General features: G+C 64.1%; 16 protein-coding genes. 7 read left to right on the forward strand and 9 right to left on the reverse strand.

Features of this window, described 5'->3' with window-relative positions:
• The first annotated feature begins 26 nt into the window (after window positions 1-26).
• Window positions 27-746, forward strand: coding sequence for an FMN-dependent NADH-azoreductase (locus tag ACUY1T_RS06070; protein ID WP_446020998.1), 720 nt, complete (start codon window positions 27-29; stop codon window positions 744-746).
• Window positions 747-805: 59 nt separating this feature from the next.
• Here the strand turns inward: ACUY1T_RS06070 and arsH are convergent, their stop codons facing one another.
• From arsH to ACUY1T_RS06090, 4 genes are all read right to left on the reverse strand, one after another.
• On the reverse strand, window positions 806-1552 hold the full coding sequence (gene arsH, locus ACUY1T_RS06075) for an arsenical resistance protein ArsH (RefSeq protein WP_446021000.1): 747 nt from the start codon (window positions 1550-1552) through the stop codon (window positions 806-808).
• On the reverse strand, window positions 1549-2712 hold the full coding sequence (locus tag ACUY1T_RS06080; protein WP_446021002.1) for an MFS transporter: 1164 nt from the start codon (window positions 2710-2712) through the stop codon (window positions 1549-1551). The genes arsH and ACUY1T_RS06080 overlap by 4 nt, the downstream gene beginning before the upstream one ends.
• A gap of 49 nt (window positions 2713-2761) precedes the next feature.
• Window positions 2762-3181 carry a PadR family transcriptional regulator gene (locus ACUY1T_RS06085; protein ID WP_446021004.1) on the reverse strand — a complete coding sequence of 140 codons (420 nt, stop codon included), beginning with the start codon at window positions 3179-3181 and terminating at the stop codon, window positions 2762-2764.
• A 100-nt stretch (window positions 3182-3281) separates the two neighbouring features.
• Window positions 3282-4205: a bifunctional helix-turn-helix transcriptional regulator/GNAT family N-acetyltransferase gene (locus tag ACUY1T_RS06090; protein ID WP_446021006.1), complete on the reverse strand. Its 924-nt coding sequence runs from the start codon at window positions 4203-4205 to the stop codon at window positions 3282-3284.
• Window positions 4206-4353: 148 nt separating this feature from the next.
• Between ACUY1T_RS06090 and ACUY1T_RS06095 the strand changes: the two genes are divergently transcribed.
• Window positions 4354-5085 carry a DUF899 domain-containing protein gene (locus ACUY1T_RS06095; protein WP_446021008.1) on the forward strand — a complete coding sequence of 244 codons (732 nt, stop codon included), beginning with the start codon at window positions 4354-4356 and terminating at the stop codon, window positions 5083-5085.
• Here the strand turns inward: ACUY1T_RS06095 and ACUY1T_RS06100 are convergent.
• Window positions 5082-5570 (reverse strand): Lrp/AsnC family transcriptional regulator, encoded by a 489-nt coding sequence (locus tag ACUY1T_RS06100; protein WP_446021010.1) that lies wholly within the window; start codon window positions 5568-5570, stop codon window positions 5082-5084. The two genes, ACUY1T_RS06095 and ACUY1T_RS06100, sit on opposite strands and share 4 nt — an antisense overlap.
• A 101-nt stretch (window positions 5571-5671) precedes the next feature.
• Here ACUY1T_RS06100 and ACUY1T_RS06105 point away from each other — a divergent pair, with 101 nt between their 5' ends.
• Entirely contained in the window at window positions 5672-6550 is an 879-nt protein-coding gene (locus ACUY1T_RS06105; RefSeq protein WP_446021012.1) for an EamA family transporter, read from the forward strand.
• A gap of 7 nt (window positions 6551-6557) precedes the next feature.
• On the opposite strand, the gene ACUY1T_RS06110 is transcribed toward ACUY1T_RS06105, so the two are convergent.
• Entirely contained in the window at window positions 6558-7352 is a 795-nt protein-coding gene (locus ACUY1T_RS06110; RefSeq protein WP_446021014.1) for an AraC family transcriptional regulator, read from the reverse strand.
• 237 nt (window positions 7353-7589) lie between these two features.
• Between ACUY1T_RS06110 and ACUY1T_RS06115 the strand changes: the two genes are divergently transcribed.
• Complete coding sequence (locus ACUY1T_RS06115) at window positions 7590-8888, forward strand: NAD(P)/FAD-dependent oxidoreductase (protein WP_446021016.1); 1299 nt, start codon at window positions 7590-7592, stop codon at window positions 8886-8888.
• Between the two features lie 79 nt (window positions 8889-8967).
• On the forward strand, window positions 8968-9420 hold the full coding sequence (locus ACUY1T_RS06120) for a carboxymuconolactone decarboxylase family protein (RefSeq protein WP_446021018.1): 453 nt from the start codon (window positions 8968-8970) through the stop codon (window positions 9418-9420).
• On the opposite strand, the gene ACUY1T_RS06125 is transcribed toward ACUY1T_RS06120, so the two are convergent.
• Window positions 9408-10463: a GlxA family transcriptional regulator gene (locus tag ACUY1T_RS06125; protein ID WP_446021020.1), complete on the reverse strand. Its 1056-nt coding sequence runs from the start codon at window positions 10461-10463 to the stop codon at window positions 9408-9410. The genes ACUY1T_RS06120 and ACUY1T_RS06125 overlap by 13 nt on opposite strands.
• Window positions 10464-10578: 115 nt before the next feature.
• Here ACUY1T_RS06125 and ACUY1T_RS06130 point away from each other — a divergent pair, with 115 nt between their 5' ends.
• Complete coding sequence (locus ACUY1T_RS06130; RefSeq protein ID WP_446021021.1) at window positions 10579-11676, forward strand: class I SAM-dependent methyltransferase; 1098 nt, start codon at window positions 10579-10581, stop codon at window positions 11674-11676.
• 26 nt (window positions 11677-11702) lie between these two features.
• Here the strand turns inward: ACUY1T_RS06130 and ACUY1T_RS06135 are convergent, their stop codons facing one another.
• Window positions 11703-12542, reverse strand: coding sequence for a PhzF family phenazine biosynthesis protein (locus tag ACUY1T_RS06135; protein WP_446021023.1), 840 nt, complete (start codon window positions 12540-12542; stop codon window positions 11703-11705).
• 263 nt (window positions 12543-12805) lie between these two features.
• On the opposite strand from ACUY1T_RS06135, the gene ACUY1T_RS06140 reads away from it, so the two are divergent.
• Window positions 12806-14296, forward strand: coding sequence for an SLC13 family permease (locus ACUY1T_RS06140; RefSeq protein WP_446021025.1), 1491 nt, complete (start codon window positions 12806-12808; stop codon window positions 14294-14296).
• Window positions 14297-14382: 86 nt separating this feature from the next.
• Here ACUY1T_RS06140 and ACUY1T_RS06145 read toward each other — a convergent pair whose 3' ends face one another.
• Entirely contained in the window at window positions 14383-15114 is a 732-nt protein-coding gene (locus tag ACUY1T_RS06145) for a carbonic anhydrase (RefSeq protein WP_446021027.1), read from the reverse strand.
• Window positions 15115-15156: the final 42 nt, after the last annotated feature.

A 15156-nucleotide genomic window follows, 5' to 3' on the forward strand; every position in this document is an offset into this window, starting at 1 on the left:
CCTACACCCAGTGACGGAGAAAACCCATGACGCGTTTACTTCACCTCGATGCCAGCCCACGCCCCGGTCGTGCCGGCAGCCAAGACCACGGCTCGCACACCCGCCGGCTGACCCATCACTTCGTTTCCCGCTGGCGCACTCTGGAGCCGGATGCCGAGATCGTCTATCGCGATATCGGCGCCAACCCGCCACAGCTGACCAGCGTCGAATGGATCGAGGCCGCCTTCACGCCCATAGAGCAGCAAACCGAACCGATGAGAGAACTGCTCAGCGAGAGCGATGCCCTGGCGGATGAGGTCATACGGGCCAATATCCTGGTGCTCGGCGTACCCATGTACAACTTCGGCCCGCCGGCCGCCTTCAAGGCCTGGATCGACAACATCATCCGCATAAATCGCACCGTCGACTTCGACCCACAGTATGGCGCCCACCCCCACCTGCCTCTGGAGGGCTACGTACCGTTGCTGGCCGACCGTTCACGCCACGCGGTATTGCTCTCTTCCCGCGGCGGTTTCGACTTCGACCCGGGGCGCCCCCTGGCCACGCTCAACCACCTGGAGCCCAGCGTTCGCACCGCCCTGCAGTTTATCGGTGTCGGTGGCTTTCACAGTATTGCCATCGAGCATCAGGAGGAAGGTGGCGAGGCGCTGGCGGCCTCGACCGAAAGCGCCCTGGCGCGTATCGACCAGCTCGTCGAGAGCTTGCATCGTGAGTTGGCAACACCACGCCTGGCGCAGCCGGCCTGATGACTGCCCTTCGAGGTGGCTGAACACCGGGGCGCATGACGCCCCGCCTCACTTTTCCGCTAGGAGGCCTGGCTGACCGCCGCCCTGTCCGTTACCGGATCGGCTTTGGCACCGGCCGCTTCACGGCGCTCCGAGTAGCGGTCCACCAGCGTTTCGGCATGGGGCCTCAGCAGTAGGGTGAAGCGCACCAGTTCCTCCATCACGTCGGCGATGCGGTCGTAGAGCGGCGAGGGTCGCATACGCCCGACCTCATCGAACTCCTGGTACGCCTTGGGCACGCTGGACTGGTTGGGAATGGTGAACATGCGCATCCAGCGCCCCAGCAGGCGCAGGGTGTTCACCGCATTGAACGACTGCGAGCCGCCGCTGACCTGCATCACCGCCAGGGTGCGCCCCTGGGTGGGCCGCACCGCCCCCATGCTCAGCGGCAGATGGTCGATCTGGGTTTTCATCACGCCGCTAATCTGGCCGTGGCGCTCGGGGCTGCACCACACCTGCCCTTCGGACCACAGCGCCAGCTCGCGCAGTTCCCGCACCGCCGGGTGATCGTCGCCCGGCACCTGGTCCGGCAGCGGCAGATCGGAAGGATCGAAGATCCGCGTCTCGGCGCCGAAATAGCGCAGCAGCCGCGCGGCTTCCTCCACCGCCAGGCGCGAATAGGAGCGTTCGCGCAGCGAGCCGTAGAGCAGCAGGATGCGTGGCGGATGGCCCAGCGGATCGGGCAAGCCCTGGCCGGGCTGCCGGTGAGCGAAGCGCTCGTCGAGGGCCGGAAGATAATCGGGGTCGTTGAGCGTGCGAAGCCTCATGTCGCCTCCTTCATGGCGTGGGTTTGCAGGACGAGCAGCACCACCAGGGCAGCAAGCCCCAGGGCTGAGGAGAACAGCAGCGCTTGGGTGCCGAAGCGCTCGATCAGCAGGGCGAAGGCCAGCGGCGCCAGCGCCTGGCCGAAGCGTGCCGGCACCATCAGCACGCCCTGGCGCAGGCCATAGCCGTGCGGGCCGAAAATGGCCAGCGGCAACGTGCCCTTGGCGATGGTGAGAATGCCGTTGCCGGCGCCGTGCAGCAGCACGAACAGCGTGGCCAGCGGTGCCCCCAGCGTCATCACGCCGAGCGCGCCAATGGGATGCGCCACCACCGCCAGCTTGGCCGAGAGCAAGGGATGAAAGCGCTGCAGCAGCGAGAACTCAAGCAGTCGCGCCGCCACCTGGGCCGGCCCCACCAGCGCTGCGGCGGCGATGGCAGCAGCAGGCGAGAGGCCTGCGATCTGCAGCAGCCACGGCAAGTGTGCCGCCATAGCGGTACTGACGAACCAGGTCACGGCGAAGACGAAAGCCAGCAGCGCCATGGGCAGCCAGGTCGAGTTCACCTCGGCGGCGGCCGCTTCGCCACGGGGTACGGGCGGCTGAATGCCGAAGGGAATCAACAGCCGGTTGAGCGGCAAACCCAGCAACAGGTGTACCGCCGCCCAGGTAAAGCAGGCGTTCTGCCAACCGAATTCGGCGTTGAGCCAGCCGGTGATCGGCCAACACACGGTGCTGGCAAAGCCCGCCAGTAGCGTAATACCGGTAATGGGGCCACGCGCTTCTCGGCCGTAGAGCCCGGCCAGGGTCGAGAAAGCCGATTCGTACAGCCCCATGCCCATGCCGACGCCGATCACCAGCCATCCCACCCACAGCAGCTTGGCTCCATCCGCCAGACCCAGCAGCACCAGACCCAGGGCAAACACCAGGCTCGAGGCTGCCAGCACATCGCGTCCGCCAAATCGGTCGATGCGCCGCCCCACCGACGGCCCTAGCACGGCCGATACCACCAACGCCGAGGAGAAGGCCGCGAATACCGTACCCGTGGCAAGGCCAAGGTCTCGCGCCATTGGCACGGCGAGGATGGCTGGAAGATAGTAGGTCGAGCCCCAGGCAAGCGTCTGGGAAACGCCCAGGGCGACGACCACACCGCTACGCGAGCTCACCTTTTACCTCGATCATCGAGGTATCCGGACCTGAAAAAACGCTCCGCGCTCATTCTTCCCGCTCCTCCCGTTTCACTGCCCCAGCGGCCATGCGACGGCTCTCGACGATGCAGTCCGTGGCCTCCAGCCAGGCATCCACCGCCACCTGAAAGGCATCCCGCCCCTTCTCCGTCAGCGCATACACCTTGCGCGAGCGCCCCTGCACCACCTCGTTCGTCGAGCAGAGATACCCCCCCGCCTCGAACTCGTTGAGCACCGGATAGACCGTGCCCTCCGAAGGGCTGCAACAGCCGTTGGTGCTTTTCTCCACCGCCTGCACCACCTCGTAGCCGTGCATCGGCTTGCGGTGCAGCACGCTGAGCACGAAGAACTTCGACAGCGACATCTTGATCGTGCCGCGCCAGTAGGAAGGGTCGCTGTAGTCGGGGATCCGGCGACCGGTGGCCGCTTCGGATTTCACTTTGGTCATGAGGGAAACCTATACCTCGATGATCGAGGCGTCAAGCGAAGTACGCTATCCTCCGCGTCGACTCGTCAGCCTGCTTTGTGTCAGATGGCCTGAAAAGAGCTTACAGCTCACGACTCCAAACCTGGCCTACCAGGTCCTTGCCGAAGCTGTGATGGGGCTCCTCCTCCACCAGTTCGAATCCCGCTCTTTCGTAAAGCCTGCGCGCATCGGTCAGTACGCTATTGGTCCACAGGACCATCTTGCGGTAGCCGACCTGGCGGGCGAACCTGAGGCACTCCTCCACGAGGCGGCTGCCTACCCCAAGGCCTCGGGCGCAGGGATCGACGTAAAGCAGCCGCAGCTTTGCAGTCGTGTCGTCTTCCCGGACGACGAACACCGACCCAACGACGCTGCCATCCTTCTCGGCGATCCAGCACCGCTCCCAGCGTGGATCGAAATCGCGCAGGTACTTGGCGACGATCTCCGCGATCAACGCTTCATACTCTGCGTTCCAGCCGTACTCCTGCGCGTACAGCACCGCCTGCCGATGAACGATCCACCCCATGTCGCCCGGCTGCGGATCACGCAGCACATAGCTCGTGCCGACTTCGCCGAGCAGCCGCCGGATCTGGTTCATCGCCTCGATCAGTTGGCGCTGTCCAGGCTCCGACAGCCGCTTCAACATGGTAATGACTTCGCTCTGCGAGGCTTCGTCCAGCGGCTTGAAAGTCGCTCGGCCCTGATTCGTCAGTTGCAGTTGCGCCGCCCGCCTGTCGGAGGACGAGCGGGTCTTGGTAATGAGCCCCTTCTTTTCGAAGCCCTTCAGCACTCGGCTCACATAGCCAGCGTTGAGGCCCAACTCCCGGCAAAGGTCGGTGCTGGTAAGCGATGACCGGTTCGCCAGTTCATACAGGATGCGAACTTCCGTCAGCGAAAACTGACTTTCCAGGAGGTGCTCATGGAGTACCCCGATCTGCCGCGTGTAGAAGCGATTGAAGCTTCGTACGACCCCGGCGCGCTCTTCAAGAAGCTGATCTGTTCTCATGGAAAAAGCCCTTAAACTTGCCTAAAGCAAATAATTAGTTGCTTTAGGCAAATATGTCAATAGCCCGTGCGCAGCACTTGCCCTCCTGTCGAATCCGCCCCCTCCAGGACGACTACCCCGTGCAACGACTGCAACAGGAGAACTCCTCATGTCAGCGCACGATAAAATGTCCCACCCCGTCGTATCCCGTGAAAAATGGCTAACCGCCCGCAAGGAGCTTCTGGCAAGGGAAAAGGAGCTCACCCGCCTGCGCGACGATCTGAACACCAAGCGCCGTGCCATGCCGTGGGTGAAGGTCGATAAGGAATATGTCTTCGATACGCCCGAAGGCCGCAAGACGCTCGCCGAGCTGTTCGACGGGCGCAGCCAGCTCATCGTCCATCACTTCATGTTCGGCCCCGGCTGGGGAGCGGGATGTATCGGCTGCTCCTTCACGGCCGACCACATCGAAGGCACGCGGGTGCACCTCGAGCATCATGACGTGAGCCTGGTTCGGGTCTCCCGCGCCCCGCTCGACGAGATCGAGGCTTACCGGCGGCGCATGGGCTGGCAGGTGCAGTGGGTCTCCTCGCACGGCAGCGACTTCAACTACGACTACCAGGTTTCGTTTACCCCCGAAGCGATCGCCCAGGGAACGGTCACCTACAACTACGCCACGGCCAACATCTCGATCGAGGATCTGTCCGGCCTCAGCGTGTTCTACCGAAACACCGATGGCGAAATCTTCCATACCTACTCGACCTACGGGCGCGGCGACGAACTCGTCGACAGCACCTACATGCTGCTCGACATGACGCCCAAGGGCCGCAACGAGACGGGCCCCCATCACAACCTGATGGACTGGGTGAAGCGCCACGACGAATACGAATCGGCAACTTAGAGAGTGCCGCCCGCCTCGGAGCCGCTCCACGGCGGTAAGCGATGCTCGACCGGGGAGGACTGGACGATTGCGGTGTTGGTCATCGCATAGGGAATGATTTCGTCGATCAATCGCTCCAGGTGCTCGACCGATGCCAGATGCGCTCGGGCGATGAAGCAGTCATCGCCCGTGATACGGTCGCACTCGGTTATTTCCGGAAGCCCCTTCAGGAGTTCGGCGACCCGTTGTAGCTGGCCCGGTATCGGTCGGATGCGCAGCCACGCGGTGAGCGGCAAGCCAAGCGCCCGAGCATTGACCTTGACGGTATAGCCCTCGATTACCCCCGCCTCCTCCAGGCGCTTGATCCGCTCCGACACGCTGGGCGGCGAGAGTCCGACGAGACGCGCCAGCTCCGCAATGCTGATGCGCGCATCGGCGACGAGCGCCTGCAACAATCGCCGATCCGTCGCGTCCGGCACTCCGTTTTCATATCGAAGGCGCTTCATTAAACCTCCCTTTTATTCACAGGAATTAGATCACCTTTCTCTTATTTCATGCATGCCATTATTGATCTCCACTTTTACATAATAAGAAAAAAGGAGACGATATGCCGTTGCCGAATACCACCCTCAACCGGGTCGCCGAGGCCGTCCCGCCTCACGCCTGGTTCGGCGTGAGTGCCGTTTTTCACTATCTCGGTCCGTCCTTCGCCGTTCTGCTCTTTCCTGCCGTCGGCGTGCTCGGCGTGGCCTGGTTCCGCATCGCCACAGCGGCCGTCTTCTTCGCACCTCTCACCCGGCCATGGCGAACGATTCGACAAGCCGATGCCAGGACACGGCTGCTGCTGTTGGGGCTCGGTGCATGCCTCGCAGTAATGAATACCTCGTTCTACCTCGCTCTCGATCGCCTGCCGATGAGCCTGGTGGCGGCCATGGAGTTCGTCGGCACCATCGCCGTTGCTCTCTATGGCCTGCGCACATGCCGCAACCTGCTGGCACTCGGCCTGGCGGTGCTCGGTGTCTTGCTTCTGATCGATGTCAAATGGTCTACCGACCCATTGGGGCTGTTCTGGGCCAGCCTGAACGGGGCTCTGTTCGTGGGTTACTTGATATTGGGGCACAAGGCGGCCCGGGAAGGCGCCAGTGGTGGCGTCGAGCGGCTCGGTGCTGCCATGGCGATCGCTTTCGTCATCCTTGTTCCCATTGGCATTGCCGAGGCTGCCAGAGCCTTCGGCGCAGTCGAGCTGGTGCTGGCGGGCATCGCCGTCGGCATATGCTCCTCCGTCATTCCCTACGTCTCCGACCAGCTCGCCATGTCTCGTTTGCCGCGAGCCACCTTCGCGCTTTACCTCGCCATCCTGCCCGCTACAGCCACCGTGATTGCGGCGATCATGCTCGCCCAGATCCCGACATACCAGGATATATTCGGCATTGTCTTGGTGATGGTCGGCGTAGCCCTGCACATGCCCGCCAGAACGTCAGTTTGACCAGACCCTACCCATACCGCCGCCGCACATGGTCGAGATAGCCGCCCGGGGTGAAGCCGGTGACGGCCTTGAAGTCGTGGATGAAGTGCGACTGGTCGAAGTAGCCCGCAGCGAGGGCGGTATCGGTCAGCGAGGCGGCGGCACCGCCCTGCTTGATCAGCTCACGGCTGTGAGCGACGCGCAGCAGCCGGGCGTAACGCTTGGGCGAGAGCCCCACGTGGTGCTGAAACAGCTGCTCCAGGCGACGCTGGCCAAACGGCAGTTCGGTCACCAGCTCAGCGATGCGGCCCTGGCCATGACGACGCTGAAGCCAGCCAAGCGAAGCCACCAGGGCCGGCACCTCCGGTGCTTCGTGCCGCCGTAGACGCTCAAGCAGGTAGCCCTCCAGCAGCGCGATGCGACCCGGCAAATCGGGCGTCTCATGCAGTTGCTCGTGCAGCGCTTCGAGTTCGAGCCGGCGCAGGGAATCGGCAGGCGTCAGCGCCTCACCCGCCAGGCTCGATAGCGCCTCGCCAATGAACGGATACGCCATACCCGGCTGAAAGTGCACCCCGAGCAGATCGAGCGTGCCGTCTACCGCCAGTCGTGCCGTGCGGCGTTTGGGGCCATCGGCCCAGCAGGTGCCCCACAGTCGCTCGCCGTCGCGTTCCAGCGCGCCGCCGAAGTTGAACAGCAGCCCCATGCCGCCATCCGGATGCAACAGCTCCACCCCCGCCGGTTCGCCAGCACTCTGCCCCCTCGCCTGCCAGTAGCACTGCACGTAGGGGCGCAGCTTCACACTGGGCGCGACTTGCTGAAGCACAAGGCCGCTCGACGCCTGCGGTGCAGACCGAAGATTCCCAATACCGGTTTTGCCAGCCAGGCGTGGCCGGGGAGCTTCACTCATATTCGAAGCCTTTCAGCGATCAGGAAAAACCATCCGGACAGGCCAAGCGCAGCGAACCCGGTCCTGAAAAAGTACAACGATGCTCAGATTCCAGCGCTACAGTAGGGACACCCTTTTCTCAATTGAACATTCCTCATCTTAACGGAGCCATACATGGACGGAACACGAATCGTGGTGGTCGGCGGTGGTGCCGGCGGGCTGGAGCTGGTCACCCGCCTCGGCCGGCGCCTGGGGCGACGCGGCAAGGCCGAGATCACCCTGATAGACCGCAATTCGACCCACATCTGGAAACCGCTGCTGCACGAGGTCGCCACCGGGGCGCTCGACTCCAGCATCGACGAAATCTCCTACCAGAGCCATGCCCAGCTAAACGGCTACCGCTTCCAGCGCGGTACGCTCCAAGGCCTCGACCGCGACGCCCGCCAACTGCGCCTGGCGCCGGTACTCGACGACTATGGCGAGGAAGTGCTGCCGGCGCGCTCCCTGGATTACGACCTGCTGGTACTGGCATTGGGCAGCGTGAGCAACGACTTCGGCACGCCCGGCGTCGCCGAGCACTGCCATTTTCTCGACAGCCCGGCCCAGGCCGAGGCCTTCAGGCGCGACATGCTCAACACCTTCCTGCGCTATAGCGACCCCGAGCGGCGAGAGCATCCGCACCTCACGGTGGGCATCGTCGGTGCCGGCGCCACCGGGGTGGAGCTGGCGGCGGAGCTCTACGACGCCTCACGCATGCTGCACAGCTACGGCTTCACCGAGATGGACAGCCGCCACCTGGAAGTTCACCTGATCGAAGCGGCACCAGACGTGCTGCCAGCCCTACCCGAGCGCATTCGCAGTGCCGTGCGCAGCGAGCTGGAACGCCTCGGCGTACGGGTCCATACCGGCACCCGGGTGGTGTGCGTCGAGGAGGGTGCCATCGTCACCGCCGACGAGGAGCGCATCGACACGGACCTCAACGTCTGGGCAGCCGGCATCAAGGCCCCCGAGGTGCTGCGCGACCTGGGCCTGACCCTGGACCGCAACCAGCGCATCAAGGTGGAGCCGACACTGCAGAGTGTCGACGACCCCAACATCTTCGTGCTCGGCGACTGCGCCAGCTGCCCGCAGCCGGACGGCAGCGTGGTACCGCCACGAGCGCAGGCCGCCCATCAGCAGGCCCAGCGGCTCTACAAGAACCTGCTCGCCCGGATCGACAACGGTACGCTCAAGCCGTTCCGCTACCGCGACCGCGGCTCGCTCATCTCGCTGGCTCACTTCGAGGCGATCGGCAGCCTGATGCGCGGCGCCTCGGCGCGCAGCCTGTTCATCGAGGGGCGCCTGGCCAAGTTCTTCTACGCCTCGCTCTATCGCATGCACCAGCGCGCCATTCACGGCACCGCCAAGACCGCGCTCATCCTGCTCTCGGACGGACTCAACCGCTTCATCCGCCCCCGCATGAAGCTGCACTGAGGTCGAAAATCTACAATCGAGGCGATAACCGCCGCGCTAGGGTGGGGCTTCCAACCCTTACGGAGCCCCACCCATGCGCATGAACTACTATTCCGCCAGCCCCGCCGGCCTCAAGGCCATGCTCGACCTGCAGAACCACGTTCACAAGGCAGCACAAGAGGGCGAGCTGAGCGGCGGCCTGCTGGCGCTGGTCTACACCCGCGTTTCGCAGATCAACGGCTGTGCCTACTGCATCGACATGCACACCAAGGACGCACGCAAGGCCGGTGAAACCGAGCAGCGGCTGTACGCCCTGAGCGCCTGGCGCGAAACGCCCTTCTACACCAAGCGCGAACGCGCCGCCCTGGCCTGGGCCGAGGCCAACACCCTGATTGCCGGGAACGGCATCGACGACGCCTTGTACGAGGCCACCCGCGAGCACTTCTCGGAGAAGGGGCTGACCGACCTCACCCTGGCGATCTGCACCATCAACGCCTGGAATCGCCTGTCGATCAGCTTCGCCGCCGAGGTGGGAAGCTATCAGCCCGCATGAGCGCTTCGTAGCTGGCCGGGCGGACCCTCAACCCGCAGGGCGCTTCGCAGCCCCCCAAAGCGACGCCGGTACTGGGCCGGCGTCAGGCCAACCTTGCGCCGGAACAGCCGGCCGAAGAAGGCGCCGTCTTCATAGCCCACTGCCTCGGCAATGGCATCCACGGGCGTGTTCCCGGTCTCCAGCATCTGCTTGGCCTCTTCCAGGCGTAGGGTATGCACGTACTCCATGGGCGTCAGGCCGGTGGCTTTCCTGAATCGGCGGTGGAAGCTGCGCTCGCTTAGCCCCGAGACCTCGATCAAGGTGGCCACGGGCGACGGCTCGTCGTAATGCTCGGCGATCCACGTCTGGCAGCGGGCGATGACCGCATCCTCGGCCTGGCGGGTACGCGCAAGCATGGCGAACGGAAGCTGGCCTGCCGCATGCCAGTCGATCAGGAACAGCTTGGCGAGATGCATCGCCTCGTCGACACTCGCCAGCCGTGCGACGAGATACAACGCTAGGTCGTTCCAGGAGGTACCGCCCCCCGCCATGACCAGGCGACTCCCGATGCCGCCGATCACCAGCGCACGATGCGGATACACCCTAACGTCCGGATAACGGCCCAGCACATCGCAGTAGGCCCAATGCGTCGTGGCATCTTCGCCCCGTAGCAGCCCCGACTCAGCCAGCAACAGGGCGCCCGAGCAGGCGGTCGCCAGGATGGCGCCGGCGGCATGGCAGCGCTTGATCCATGCAATTTCCTCGCTATAGCGGCCCTCGAGCACCGCATCGGGCGGCAGCATGATCTCGGGAATGCACACCACATCGGGCACCCAATCCAAGCCGGCATCGGGAACGATGCGCACGCCATTGGCGATGGTCAATTCACGCGTGCCGCTACGAGCGACCACCTTGGGCACGAATAGCGGATCGCCGGCCTTTCCTTCGATCAGCGCAGGCCAGTCACGCCCCGCCGCGGCGAAGACGTCGTAAACCCCATACAGGGTGGATGCCGCCACTTCGGGAATCGCCAACAATGCGATGGTGGGTTTGTGCATCGACATGGCGGAAACCGCTGGTTTTTGTCCGTAGGGACTTCAGTGTAACCCAGCCGGGAGCGCCACAATGCAGTCTCCGAAGCGCCCAACGACGCACCCATAACAACTCAGGAGACACCCCATGACAGCCCAAGCCCACACCGCCGCTCCCTCCACCTTCGACACTGCCCGCGTGGCCGACTTCGAGAACCGCTTCGTGCATGCGCTCAATGAAGGTGCCATGTTGCAACTGATCTCGCTGGCCCACCGCAGCGGCCTGCTCGGTCATCTAGCCGATGGCGAGCCGGTAACCAGCGGTGAGCTTGCCGCCAAGACAGGACTCAACGAGCGCTACGTACGCGAGTGGCTGGGCGGCGCGACGGTCGCTGCACTGGTCGAGCATGATCCGCGAACCATGACCTACCGGCTGCCGCCCGAGCACGCCGCGCTGTTGACCGACGGCGGCGAGGCCAATCTTGCCGTCTTCTCCCAATACCTGCCGCTGATGGGTCAGGTGGAAGACGATGTGCTGGAATGCTTCCGCCACGGCGGTGGCGTACCGTACACACGCTACGCCCGTTTCCACGAGGTCATGGCCGAGGATAGCGGCCAGACCGTGCTGCCCGTGCTGTTCGATGCCATCCTGCCCCTGGCGCCGGAACTCCCGCAACGGCTGGTTCAGGGCATCGACGTGCTCGATCTGGGCTGCGGTCGCGGCCTGGCATTGATGAAGCTTGCCGAGCGCTTCCCTGCCAGCCGCTTTACCGGCTACGACCTCTCCAAGGAGGCCATCGGCTGGGCGACGCAGCGTGCCGCGCGCCTGGGATTGGGTAATCTGCGCTTCGAGCAGCGTGACCTGAGCGACTTCGACCGCACGGCACCGGCCCAGCGCTACGACCTGGTCACCACCTTCGATGCCATTCACGACCAGGCCCAGCCGCTGAATCTGCTCAAGGGCATCCGCCGCACCCTGCGTGAAGACGGCGTCTACCTGGCCCAGGACATCCACGCCTCGAGCTATCACCACGGCGACCGCGAGCACCCGATGGGTACGCTGCTCTATACCGTATCGATCATGCATTGCATGAGCGTATCCCTTGCCCAGGGCGGCGAGGGGTTGGGAACGATGTGGGGCCGCGAGAAGGCGCGGGAATACTTCGGCAAGGCCGGCTTCGGCAGCATCGAGGTCCATCAGCTGCCGCACGACATCCAGAACGACTACTGGGTGCTCAGGCCTTGAGCTGACCGCCGACGGTCAGGCTCGACTCAGCCCTCCAGGCTCACCGCCTGTCCGGTCACCACGATGCCGCCTGACAGCGGAATGTCGACCTGCAGGCGGCTGGGCCGCCCCATCGCTTCGCCCTGACGGATCGTCAGCTGAGCGGGTGCCTGGAGCAGGCCGGCATCGCGCAGATAGCCGCCCAGCGCCGCGGCCGCCGCGCCGGTGGCGGGGTCTTCCACCACGCCGCCTACCGGGAACGGGTCGCGGGCGTGAAAGCACTCTTCGTTCTCACGCCACACCAGTTGCAGCGTGGTCAGGCCCTCGCGCAGCATCAGCGCCTTGAGCCCTTCGAAGTCGTATTCGAGCCGATCAAGGCGCGCCTTCTCCTTGCAGGCCAGTACCAAATGCCAGGCCCCGGCATAGGCCAGTGCGGGCGCAATCTCGAGATCGAGTTCCCTTGCCTGCCAGCCGAGCAGCTCACGCACCTCCTCGACCAGCTCCGGTTCGGCGGGGCGAAACTCCGGCGTTACCGACACCAGCGATGCCTGCCACTCCCCTTCCACCTGGTTGACCGTGACCATCACCTCGCCCACCGCCGTATCCAGCATGTAGGTCCCCGCTCCGCTCAGCTGCCCCAGCAGCACGCCGCTGGCCACCGTGGCATGGCCGCAGAAGCTCACCTCCGCCTCGGGGCTGTAGTAGCGCACCGTGCGCCGCTCACCCGTGGCCGGTGCGATGAAGGCGGTTTCGGAATAGCCCACCTCGGCAGCGATACGCTGCATTTCCGCCGACTTGGGCAATGCCTCGCCCAGCCACACCCCGGCGGGGTTGCCGCCGCTGGGGTGGTCGGTAAAGGCAGCAAGGCGATAAAGGGTGCCGCTCATGGGGAGTCTCCTTGGGTGCGATGCGGTCTTTCCCATCTTGGGGCGACCCGTGGCGAACACAATGGGCAAGCCATTGCCTTGATGCCGCATCCAGTACACTTGGGCTACGCTCCATAGAGGGAGCTGTATTAGTAAAGTAAAGGAGACTTAGCATGGCTGATCAGCGTCGACCAACCGATGGGAACGATGATACACCCGGTGAGCAGAGACCTGGTGGACGTTCAGCCAGGCTGACATGGGGATTGCGCGCCTTCGGATTGCTCATGGCGCTGCTCGTCTGGATCGCCATGGGCTATGCCGGGGAACTGTCATCGGATGCGCGCTGGGTCGCGACGATAGGTACCCTGATGGCGGTGTGGTGGATGACGGAAGCGATCCCGCTCTCGACCACCGCCCTGCTGCCGATCGTGCTGATCCCGATGCTGACGGAACGAACCGTCGCCCAGGCCACGGCGCCCTACGCCAGCCCCATCGTCTTCCTGTTCCTTGGTGGCTTCCTGATCGCCATCGCCATGGAGAAGTGGAACCTTCATCGCCGCATCGCCCTTTTGACGCTGGCCCGGGTTGGAGTCTCACCGCACCGGATCGTGCTCGGCATGATGCTGGCGACCGGGTTTCTGTCGATGTGGGTCTCCAACACCGCGACGACGCTGATGATGCTGCCCATCGGGCTCTCCGTGCTGGCCCTGGTCGCGGAACGCAGCGGCGAATCTGCCGAGACGGCCACCCCCGGCCACGATCATCACCGCGCCGGCCACGTCGACTTCATTTTCGACGAGAACATCAAGCGCTTCGGTCTCTGCCTGCTGCTGGCGATTGCCTGGTCGGCGAGCATGGGCGGCCTCGGCACCCTGCTCGGCAGCCCGCCGAACGCCATCGTTGCCGGCTATGCTGCCGACGAACTGGGCCGCAACATCGGCTTTCTCGAATGGATGATGCTCGGCGTGCCGCTGGCCTTCACCTTCATCCTGGTGGGCTGGGTACTGATGACCCGAGTGCTGTACCCGTTCAAGGTCGCGGAGATCCCCGGCGGCAAGGAGATGATCGACGGCGAGATCCACAAGCTCGGTACGCTCAGCCAGGGCGAGAAAATGGTATTGGCCGTCTTCGGTTCGGCAGCGTTCCTGTGGGTCGTACCCGGCGTACTCGGCAACATCCCGGGGGTGGGCCAGTGGCTGGGGCCGCTGGGCAATCTCGATGACACTGCCATCGCTGTTGCCGCCGGCATTGCGCTGTTCATTCTGCCCGCGCGAGGGCGCAGCGAGATGGTGCTGAATTGGCAGGACGCCGAGGATGGGCTGCCCTGGGGCGTGCTGCTACTGTTCGGCGGCGGCCTGAGCCTCGCCGGCGCGGTCGCGGGGACCGGCCTCGACAATTGGTTCGGCCAGCAGGTCACGGGGCTCGGCATGCTTCCGATCATCCTGTTGGTCGCCGCCGTCGCCACGATCATCCTGTTCCTGACCGAGGTGACCAGCAACACCGCGACGGCTGCGACCTTCATTCCCGTGCTTGGGGGCGTGGCGGTGGGCATCGGCGCCGATTCGATGACGCTACTCATCCCGGCGGCCTTCGCTGCGACCTGCGCCTTCATGCTACCGGTCGGCACGCCACCCAACGCCATCGTCTTCGGCACCGGAGCGGTCACCATCGCCCAGATGGCGCGTGGTGGGGTGGTACTCAACCTGATCGGGATCGTGCTGATCACCGCCTTCTGCTACATGCTCGGCGGCTTTGCGCTGGGGCTGCAGTTCTGACCGTGTGGCACGGAAGTTTTTTGCGCGAGAAGATCAAGCCGAACGGCCTGAGCCCTGCGGTGACAGGGCTCAGGGTGACTCACCGATTACTGCAACACAGGGCGCGCGTTGACCGGTTGCACCGGACGATTGTTGTGGTGATGGTCGATTGCCGCCAGGAACTGGTCGATCTGCGCCTTGGAGGCGGTAATCGGCTGCTTCAGCACCAGCCAGCGCACGCCCTCGGTGCAGGGGGGCGTCGTCAGCGAGCCGTTGAAGCGATAGTAATCAAGGTCGGTAGGCAGGATGTCCAGCGGGGAGATATCTGACGCCAGCGCCAGCGTTTCGCCCTCTTTCGGCATTTGCGCCCACGCTGTTGCAAGGGCTTCGTTGGCTTCGCCTTCCGTTACCATGACCGCTACAACAGCCAAGTCTCCATCCTTGTCGGCATGTACGAGGTGGCCTTCCATGGGAAACGACTCGCCATGGATGAGGTTCTCACTCGGCACATGGAAATGGAACTGCTTCAGCTCGAACTCGATACCGTCAACGGTAATGGTGTCGCCTGGATGCACGTTTATCTGGACGGTATGGCCGTTATTGAGGATTTCAGCACCACCATTTTCGTAATGTAACTCGATTGGCTCGAGTTCGGCATCAATGAACCCTGTCAGGTCGATGGGCGACTGGTTACTTCCCGCACAGGCGCCATACTCCGGGGTCAGCTGTGCCCAATTCTCAGGACCGGTGTCGCCTGAATAGCTCCAGGAGTGGCCATCGCCGGCATAGGCAAAGCCTGAAAGCAACGACATGGCTACTACAATTGCAGTTCTTTTCATGGTGGCCTTCTTGGAGGTCTCGTCAAGGAATCGATAAGGTAA

The sequence above is a fragment of the Billgrantia sp. Q4P2 genome, assembly GCF_052806135.1.

What these genes read in the sequence shown, in the direction of transcription:
- ACUY1T_RS06130 (WP_446021021.1), top strand. Translation starts at nt 10,579, where the DNA reads ATGACAGCCCAAGCCCACACCGCCGCTCCCTCCACCTTCGACACTGCC.
- ACUY1T_RS06145 (WP_446021027.1), bottom strand. Translation starts at nt 15,114, where the DNA reads ATGAAAAGAACTGCAATTGTAGTAGCCATGTCGTTGCTTTCAGGCTTT.
- ACUY1T_RS06100 (WP_446021010.1), bottom strand. Translation starts at nt 5,570, where the DNA reads ATGAAGCGCCTTCGATATGAAAACGGAGTGCCGGACGCGACGGATCGG.
- ACUY1T_RS06135 (WP_446021023.1), bottom strand. Translation starts at nt 12,542, where the DNA reads ATGAGCGGCACCCTTTATCGCCTTGCTGCCTTTACCGACCACCCCAGC.
- ACUY1T_RS06120 (WP_446021018.1), top strand. Translation starts at nt 8,968, where the DNA reads ATGAACTACTATTCCGCCAGCCCCGCCGGCCTCAAGGCCATGCTCGAC.
- ACUY1T_RS06095 (WP_446021008.1), top strand. Translation starts at nt 4,354, where the DNA reads ATGTCAGCGCACGATAAAATGTCCCACCCCGTCGTATCCCGTGAAAAA.
- ACUY1T_RS06105 (WP_446021012.1), top strand. Translation starts at nt 5,672, where the DNA reads ATGCCGTTGCCGAATACCACCCTCAACCGGGTCGCCGAGGCCGTCCCG.
- ACUY1T_RS06125 (WP_446021020.1), bottom strand. Translation starts at nt 10,463, where the DNA reads ATGTCGATGCACAAACCCACCATCGCATTGTTGGCGATTCCCGAAGTG.
- arsH (WP_446021000.1), bottom strand. Translation starts at nt 1,552, where the DNA reads ATGAGGCTTCGCACGCTCAACGACCCCGATTATCTTCCGGCCCTCGAC.
- ACUY1T_RS06115 (WP_446021016.1), top strand. Translation starts at nt 7,590, where the DNA reads ATGGACGGAACACGAATCGTGGTGGTCGGCGGTGGTGCCGGCGGGCTG.
- ACUY1T_RS06070 (WP_446020998.1), top strand. Translation starts at nt 27, where the DNA reads ATGACGCGTTTACTTCACCTCGATGCCAGCCCACGCCCCGGTCGTGCC.
- ACUY1T_RS06085 (WP_446021004.1), bottom strand. Translation starts at nt 3,181, where the DNA reads ATGACCAAAGTGAAATCCGAAGCGGCCACCGGTCGCCGGATCCCCGAC.
- ACUY1T_RS06090 (WP_446021006.1), bottom strand. Translation starts at nt 4,205, where the DNA reads ATGAGAACAGATCAGCTTCTTGAAGAGCGCGCCGGGGTCGTACGAAGC.
- ACUY1T_RS06140 (WP_446021025.1), top strand. Translation starts at nt 12,806, where the DNA reads ATGGCGCTGCTCGTCTGGATCGCCATGGGCTATGCCGGGGAACTGTCA.